Genomic DNA, 7,914 nt, shown 5'->3' with positions numbered 1-7,914 from the left:
AAGACGCCCGGCACCCTCTGACCGCCGCGCGGGCGGCGGACCGGCCGCCGCCCGCGCCCCCTCACTCCCGGAGAACCGAAGTGACCACGACCACCACCCCCACCACCACCCCGACACCCGTCCGGGGGTGGCTCGCCGTCCTGGCGGTCACCCTGGGCATCTTCTCCCTGATGACCTCCGAGCTCCTGCCGGTGGGCCTGCTCACCCCGGTCGGCACCGACCTGGACGTCTCCGAGGGCACCGCGGGACTCATGGTGACCGTCCCCGGCATCGTGGCCGCCGTCTCGGCGCCCCTGGTGACCGTGGCCACCGGCCGCGTCGACCGCCGCATCGTGCTGGCGGTCCTGATCGCCCTGATGGGCCTGGCCAACCTGGCCTCCGCGTTCGCCACCCACTTCGCGGTCGTCCTGGCCGCGCGGTTCTTCGTCGGCGTCAGCGTCGGCGGATTCTGGTCCATCGCCGGCGGCATCGCCCTGCGCCTGGTGCCGGAGAAGCACGTCACCCGGGCCACCGCCGTCATCTTCGGCGGCGTCGAGACCGCGTCCGTCCTGGGCGTCCCCGCCGGCACCTTCCTGGGCGACCTCGGCGGCTGGCGCCCCGCGTTCGCCGCCGTGGGCGTGCTCGGCCTCGTCTCCCTCATGGGGATCCTGATCCTCACGCCGAGGATCCCCGCCCGGCGCACCCTCGGGTTCGCCGACCTGCCGCTGGTGTGGAAGGGCAACGCCGGGGTCCGGGCCGGGATCGTCCTCACCCTGCTGGTGATCACCGGGCACTTCCTGGCGTACACCTTCATCCGGCCGATCCTCCAGGGCGACGGGATCGCCGACAACATGATCGGGGTGCTGCTCCTCACCTTCGGCGTCGCCGGGATCTGCGGCAACTTCATCGCGGGGGCGCTCATCGGGCGGTGGCTGCGGCCCACCGTCGCGGGGATCGCGGTGGTCCTGGCGGCGGCCATGCTGCTGGTGGCGTTCACCGACACCGGCGTGCTCACGGCGGGGGCGCTCATGGTGCTGTGGGGGTTGGGCTACGGCGCCGTCCCGGTCACCTTCCAGACCTGGATCATCGACGCCGCGCCGGACACGACCGAGGCGGCGTCCTCGCTGTACGTCTCCGCGTTCAACATCGCCATCGCCCTGGGCGCCCTCCTGGGCGGCCTGGCGGTGGACGGCATCGGCGCCACCGCCGCCCCGCTCCTGGGCGCGGCACTGGCACTGCTGGCGCTACCGGTGGTCCTGCGCCGACGGGGGAGATAGCGACCGTACCCGGTCCATATACGTACCAGGGCCGGAAACAGAGAACGGGGACCCCTTCAGGGGTCCCCGCCTACCACGTCCGCAACGACGGAACGGCCCCGGGCAAGCCGGCCACGGCCCTTGAGGCGCAGCCTCCCGTTGCAAGAGACCGCTCCGGCGACCCCGCCGATCTGCGCGACCTCGGCCACAGGGGGGTGCCTCGGGGGGTCTCCCCCCGGTAAAACGACGGAACGACCCGGCAAGGAGGACGGAGTCCTCCGAGCAGGGTCGTTCCTGAAGTGAAGTGGAGCCAAGGGGAGTCGAACCCCTGACCTCCGGTATGCAAAACCGGCGCTCTGCCAGCTGAGCTATGGCCCCTCGCACCCGGTACCAGGCCCGGTCGCTACGCAGAGCATACCCTCACCAGGGCGCGCCCCCGATCACGACCGCGGGGGCCGCAGGTCAGGGGTCGAACGCCACAAAGCCGTGGGCCGCACCACGGGAACGTCGGCCCACCCACGTCTTCGTGTCACACACTGGCGTCGGACGGCGCGCGCCGCGCCGAACGGGCTCAGTTCTCGCCGGCCGCCGTGGCCTCGGTCCACAGGTCGAGCTCGGCACGGTCCGCCTGGATCTTGCGGTAGATGGCGAAAGCCCCGAGGGCCACCAGCGCCAGAACGATGATCTTCTTCACTGTCTGGACCCTTTCGTTGATCCGGTTCGTCACGAAGCCCCCACAGGAGGGCTACGTAGAGAACTTTATGAGGTTGTCACCTAGCAGACTAGCAAGCCGTCAGGTGAGGAGCGCCATCCGCCGCAGGATCCCGACCGTGGCTTTGGGGGACAGGGCGATCCGGGTCAGTTCCGCCCAGACCTTCTTGCAGGCGGCGACCGCTTCGTCGGCTTCCACGATCGTTCCTCCCTGGGTGGCGTCCACGTACGCCAGGTCCGCCTCGTCCTCGTCGAACTCCAGCACGGAGAACGGACCGGCGATGCCCGGGTGCGGGCCGGCCGAGGTCGGCAGCAGCTGCACGGTGACCCGGTCGGAGGCGGCCTCGATGATCCGGGTGGTCTGCGCCCGCAGCAGGCCGCGGTCGCCCGAGATGCGCTGGAGGGCGTCCTCCTCCACGATCGCGTGGTAGCGGACCTGCTCCAGCACCTCCTGGCGTTTGAGGTAGGCGGCGACCATCCGTTCCACGGCCGCGTCCCCGTAGCCGAGGGCGCGGCCCACCAGCGCCGTGTAGTCGGGGGTCTGCAACAGGTCCGGCACGAGGATCCCGCCGTACACCCGCAGCGAGACCGCCCCGGCCTCGTTGCCGACGTAGGCCGAGGACAGGACGTCCTCGTACTCGGTCCACCAGGGCCGCATCCGCGATTCGCGCACCAGGGTGAGGATCGCCTCCCGCTGCCCGCCGGTGACCCCGTACAGTCTCAGCAGCGCGGAGATCTCCATGACCGACGGCCACTTGCGGATCCCCGTCTCGATATGGCCCAACTTGGCCGGGGACCATTCCAGTTCGTCGGCGACATCACTGAGGGTCAGACCCGCTTGAACGCGACGACGGCGAAGTTCGGCGGACAACCGCCGACGGCGGACCGTGGGACTGGTCATGGCACCGTTCCAATGACGGAGAGTGTCGAAGGTATGTGACCAGCGAAACACGGCATCTAGCATCTAGCAATGAGTTTCTAGAAAAGAGCGGCTGATTCGATGCATTAAGAGGGAAAGTCGCCCGCCACTAACAGTGACGAGCTTCCCGGACCGGAAATCAACAGCCCCACCATCCCCACGGGCCACAACTGCGGAAACCGCGTACGATGCAGAAGGTGCCCGCCCCGGCGGGCTCGCCCGCACACGTAGAGGAAACCCATGAGCCACCCCATCGACGACGTCGAGCAGTTGATCGCGAACGCCGAAGCGGACATGCCGCCGAGCACCCGCTCCCGTCTCATCGCGAAACTCCGGATGGGGAAGCACATCGACGAGGCGGCCGCGGAGCTGGACATCAGCCCCAAGCAGGTGTTCTCCACCGCGCGGATCCTCCAGCCGTTCGGGGAACAGCTCGACTCCACCCTCACGGCCCAGCGCGACCCGTCCCTTCCGCACGGCACCGTCACGGGGTACAACAAGCGCTGCCGCTGCCCGGAATGCCGGGGCGCCCTCCAGCGGCGTATCTGAGCCGACCTGGAACGATGCGGAGTTAACCCAGACTTCTCACATCAATTCACGTAGCGCAGGCTTATCGGTGGCCAGTTTGGGGACACCGCAAGCATGAACGAGCACGTGGACTGGTCCGCCATGAGCGACGAGGACTTCGTTGTGCTGCTCCGGCAGCTCATCGAGACCGCCGACGAGGACTGACCCCCGCACAACAGCCGCACCCCCTCCACACCCACGCGGGTCCCCCGACCGCCACCCGCACCCTCGGAGTGCCCACGGTCCCAGGGGGGACGACCCGCCCCACGGGCTGCCCGCGACCAGCCGGCGCAAGCGCCTTGAGCGCGCCCCTCCAAGCGGTGTGCGCACCGGGGCCGGGCCTGGGCTCGGGCCGGCTTCGGGTCGGTCATGCCGCCGGGGTCCTGCGGCCTCTGGACCTCCGGGGGAGCGCGGCAAAGCCTCCCGCCACGGGCTCAGGGGGTGGCCCTGCCGGGGGCCTCGCCCTCGCCACATCCTGTCTTTGTGTCTTTTTCTGGGGCCTTCGCCACAGTCGGGGGGCGTTGTACTTTCCCAACGCCTTGGGGTGGAGGCTGCGGTGGTGTTCCCGGCTGGCCGCAGGGGGTTGTCCGTCTGGGCGGGGTCTTGGCCGTGGGGGGTCGCCGTGGGCGGCCCTCTTTTTTGTGCCCGGGGGTCGGCGGTCGGGTGCACGCATGTTCTGTTAACGCTGTGGGGGGTGAAGGTCGCCTGTTCGGGGCCCCGGCACAGCTCGGGGGAGGGATCGGTTCCTCCGGTTCCAGGGGGTGGGCGGAGGCGTTACCTCCGTCCCCGGTCCTGTGGGGGTGAGGGTTGCGGGTACCGGGACCTCCCCCCCCAGGGGGTTTCCCACTTACCTGGAGCCCTCAGCCACGGCCGGAGGGCGTTGCGCTTCCCCCGCCGCAGGGGGTTTCCCACCTACCCTGGGTCCTCAACCCCAGCCCGGCCACGTCCCTGGCCTCCCCCGCCGCAGGAGGTGACGGTAGTAGGAGGCCTCCCGCCCCGACCCCAGGGGGTTACCCACCTGACCTGAGACCTTGGCCCCCACCCGGTCACTTCCTGGCCACCTCCGCCGCAGGGGGTGACGGCGGCAGGAGGCTTTCCGCCCCGACCCCGGGGGGTTTCCACCTGCCTGGGGCCTTAGCCCCAGCCCATCCCCTTCCCGGAGCTCTTAGCCACATCCCTGGCCACCCCCGCCGCAGGGGGTGACGATAGTAGGAGGCCTCCGGCCCCCGACCCCAGGGGGTTTCCCACCCGACCGGGACCTCCATTCCAGGGGGTTTCCCACTTGCCCGGGGTCCTCAGCCCCAGCCCGATCACCTTCCTGGCCGCCCCCGCCGCAGGGGGTGACGGCGGCACGAGGTCTCCCGCTCTGGCCCCGGGGGGTTTCCCACCTTCCCCGGGGCCTTGGCCCCAGCCCTGTCACATCCCTGGCCACCTCCGCCGCAGGGGGTGAGGGCGGCAGGAGGCCTCTGGCCCTGGCCCCGGGGGGTTTCCCACCCGACCGGGGGTCCTTAGCCCCAACCCGGCCAGATCCCTGGCCTCCCCCGCCGCAGGGGGTGACGGCCGCACGAGGCCTCCCGCCCCGACCCCAGGGGGTTTCGGTAGAGCGGAACTCGGCCCGGTGTGCTGGGGGTGAGACAGCAAGAGCAGGTTTCCAAGTGGCCCGCCATCTGCGGAGGGCGGCGTAGGGGGCCGCTCTCGGTCGCGTTGGTCTCCACGGGTCACCCCTTGGGAACGTACAGACCCGGGCTGGGCGCGGAGCCGTCCCCACGGTACGAGGCCCGGCAGACCAAAAAGGCGTACGCGTTGGACTCACGTCCGGGGTGGTGGGGGTGTTTTTTCGGGGACGGGTCGGGGCACAGCGCACATCCCCGACCACACAGGTCCACGGAAAGACGCTCCGACTGGAAACAGGCTGTTGCGCAGACCTCGCTTGAAAGCCCGACCACAGACGGGGTAACCCCCGCCGTCAATGCCCTCCTCAACCCAAGGGGGTGTCCGGAGGAAGAACCGGAACCTGAACCCCAAGGGGGTGACGGCCGCAGATACCCGCAGCCCCAACCCCAGACCGGAAAGGGAACCGCCACCCCGCCCCAGGGAGTGGAGACGGCAGGTACCGGGGCCTGCGCCGCTGGGGGTGACGGCCGCGGTCATCCGTGGTCTTGGCCCCGGGGTGGCGGGAGGAAGGACCGGGACCCCCGCCGCAGGGGGTGACGGCCGTACTTGTCCTTGAGCCCGGGGACAGGGGGTTTCGGAAGGCGGGACCGCCGCCGGTACCACCGGCAGTGTGGGTGCGGGTCACCCCCTGGGGCCGGGGAAGGCGATCGGGGCCGGGGTTTCACCCTCTCTGGAGCGCAGGCCCCGGTCCTTCCTCCCGACACCCCCTGAGGCGGGGAAGGCGATCGGGGCCGGGGTTACTACACCAGGTGGTCGGGCTTTCAAGCGAGGTCTGTGCAACAGCCTGTTTCCAGTCGGAGCGTCTTTCCGTGGACCTGTGTGGTCGGGGATGTGCGCTGTGCCCCGACCCGTCCCCGAAAAAACACCCCCACCACCCCGGACGTGAGCCCAACGCGTACGCCTCTTGGTCTGCCGGGCCTCGTACCGTGGGGACGGCTCCGCGCCCAGCCCGGGTCTGTACGTTCCCAAACGGTGACCCGTGGAGACCAACGCGACCGAGAGCGGCCCCCTACACCGCCCTCCGCAGATGGTTGCCGTTCTGGAAACCTGCTCTTGCTGTCTCACCCCCTGGGTCTGGGGACTCCAATGGCGTGACCCGGCTGGGGCCGGGGCCCCAGGGAAAGCGGAAACCCCCCGGAGTTGAGGACACCAGGCCTGACTCGTGCCGCTTTTAGTCACCCCGAACCCTTGAGCCGGTCGAGGATCTCGCGGGCGCTCTCGGGGATGTCGGGTGCGGCGGTGAGCCGGTGACCGCTGATCTCGATGACCGCGGACCGCAACGGCCGCAGCGTCTGCACGATCTTACGGATCGACACCCCACCGGCGGCCTGGAGGTGCCGGGAGACGGCCAAAGCGGTGAACACGATGGTCAAGTGCGCCTCGATCGATTCGCGCACGTGGTGGAACACCGGCCGCGCGGCCAGATCGGACTTGGCCATCCGAAAGGACCGCTCCACCTGGTACAGGTCGTGATAGGCATCGATCACCGCCTGGCCGCCCATCACCTCCGGGGCGATGTTGGTGACATAGCCCTTCAGCCCGGCCAGGTCCCGGGCCCGCTGGACCAGGTCCCAGTCCACCCCTTTGTCGGTACCGTCCAGGCGCACGAACCGGTCCTTCTTCACCGGCCGGGTCCCGTCGGCGACCTTCTCGGCCCGGCTGATCTGGGCGTTGATCGCCCGCTGGTCGCGCTGGTGGCGTTCGAACAGGTACTGGTAGACCACCCGCCGGGTACGGGCATTGCGGCCGGTGCCCATCACCCGCGCCGATTCGAGGATCTGCCCGTCTTCGAAGTAGGTGCCGCGGGCCTGGAAGTGCTCGGCCAGGTCGTAGGGCGCCTTGGTGATGCGCGAGCCGACGATGAACCGCAGTCCCGCTTTCTCCAGGGCGTTGAGGTTGGCGGCCGAGAGCATGCCGGCATCGGCCACTACGACGACGTCCTTCGCCCCGGGCAGGTCTTCGATGAGTTCGGTGACCACAGGCAGCAGGGTCCTGGTCTCGGCTTTGTTGCCCTCGAAGCAGTGCACCGCCAGCGGGAAACCGGTGGCGTCCACCAGCAGGCCGACGAGGATCTGCGGGTCCACGCGGCGTTCCTTGCTCATCCCGACCTTGCGCAGGCCGTCCTCTTTCTCGGCCTCGAAGTACAAGGTGGTGCAGTCGTACATGAGCAGGGCCAGGCCGGTGGTGGAGCGGGCGTGGGCCAGGCAGGCGTCGGTGATGCGTCGGCGGTAGTCGCGCTCCTGGCAGCGGGCCAGGCAGCGAAAGACGGTCCGCAGCGAGGGCGCGGGAACGCCGAGTTCGTCCAGGACCCGCAGGGTGTCGGCTTTGGAGGTGGGTTCCACGATGCGGGCGAGCACGAGTTTGGTGAAGGTGGCATCGCGCACGGCATCGAAGCCCAGGCGGGTGTGGGCGTCGGCCAGGGTGTTCCACAGCAGTTCGGAGCGGGTGCCCACGACCCTGGGGCCGCTGCCGGTGCTGGTGCGGGGCGCGGGTTCGGGTTCTGTCGCGGGGGTCGGGCCCACATTCAGGTCCAGGGTGAGCTGGCCCGGGTGCAGTCGCTGGTGGGCGATCTCCATCAGCGCGGCGAGTTCGGCGTCGTTGTGGGCCGAACCGATGTGGTCGATGTCCACGATCTGGCGGCCGTGCTTGTGGATGATCTGGACCGCTTGCGCGCCTGATGCGGTGGGGACCTTCCGGATGAACGATGCCACCTGTTCACGCTATGGCCGGCACCGCGATTAGTCACCCCGATCACCCTTCCCGAGCACTATCAGGCCAGGTCATCAGGTTGTTTCTCGCCGTGCTACT

The 7,914-nt window shown here is 69.7% G+C and carries 5 protein-coding genes and 1 tRNA gene; 2 read left to right on the top strand and 4 right to left on the bottom strand.

Features of this window, described 5'->3' with window-relative positions; genetic code table 11:
* On the top strand, positions 1-1,256 hold a 1,256-nt coding region (locus tag ACJOT3_RS30715; RefSeq protein ID WP_406976628.1), incomplete at its 5' end, for an MFS transporter.
* A 284-nt stretch (positions 1,257-1,540) separates the two neighbouring features.
* On the opposite strand, the gene ACJOT3_RS30710 is transcribed toward ACJOT3_RS30715, so the two are convergent.
* From ACJOT3_RS30710 to ACJOT3_RS30700, 3 genes are all read right to left on the bottom strand, one after another.
* A tRNA-Ala gene (locus ACJOT3_RS30710) sits at positions 1,541-1,613 on the bottom strand.
* 193 nt (positions 1,614-1,806) lie between these two features.
* The gene (locus ACJOT3_RS30705) at positions 1,807-1,929 is read right to left on the bottom strand and encodes a DLW-39 family protein (RefSeq protein WP_218619584.1); all 123 of its coding nucleotides are present in this window, start codon (positions 1,927-1,929) and stop codon (positions 1,807-1,809) included.
* Between the two features lie 99 nt (positions 1,930-2,028).
* Positions 2,029-2,847: a helix-turn-helix domain-containing protein gene (locus ACJOT3_RS30700; RefSeq protein WP_406976627.1), complete on the bottom strand. Its 819-nt coding sequence runs from the start codon at positions 2,845-2,847 to the stop codon at positions 2,029-2,031.
* Between the two features lie 258 nt (positions 2,848-3,105).
* Here ACJOT3_RS30700 and ACJOT3_RS30695 point away from each other — a divergent pair, with 258 nt between their 5' ends.
* Positions 3,106-3,414 carry a hypothetical protein gene (locus ACJOT3_RS30695; RefSeq protein WP_406976626.1) on the top strand — a complete coding sequence of 103 codons (309 nt, stop codon included), beginning with the start codon at positions 3,106-3,108 and terminating at the stop codon, positions 3,412-3,414.
* 2,867 nt (positions 3,415-6,281) lie between these two features.
* Here ACJOT3_RS30695 and ACJOT3_RS30690 read toward each other — a convergent pair.
* Positions 6,282-7,817: an IS1634 family transposase gene (locus ACJOT3_RS30690; RefSeq protein WP_406976625.1), complete on the bottom strand. Its 1,536-nt coding sequence runs from the start codon at positions 7,815-7,817 to the stop codon at positions 6,282-6,284.
* Positions 7,818-7,914 lie beyond the last annotated feature (97 nt).

This window comes from Nocardiopsis protaetiae (assembly GCF_045446735.1).
GTDB classification, from domain to species: Bacteria; Actinomycetota; Actinomycetes; order Streptosporangiales; family Streptosporangiaceae; genus Nocardiopsis; species Nocardiopsis protaetiae.
Note: the sequence above shows the minus strand (reverse complement) of the source record. Positions and strands in the feature narration are given on the sequence as shown.

Coding starts and splice junctions, on each gene's coding strand:
- ACJOT3_RS30700 (WP_406976627.1), bottom strand. CDS start 2,847: ATGACCAGTCCCACGGTCCGCCGTCGGCGGTTGTCCGCCGAACTTCGC.
- ACJOT3_RS30695 (WP_406976626.1), top strand. CDS start 3,106: ATGAGCCACCCCATCGACGACGTCGAGCAGTTGATCGCGAACGCCGAA.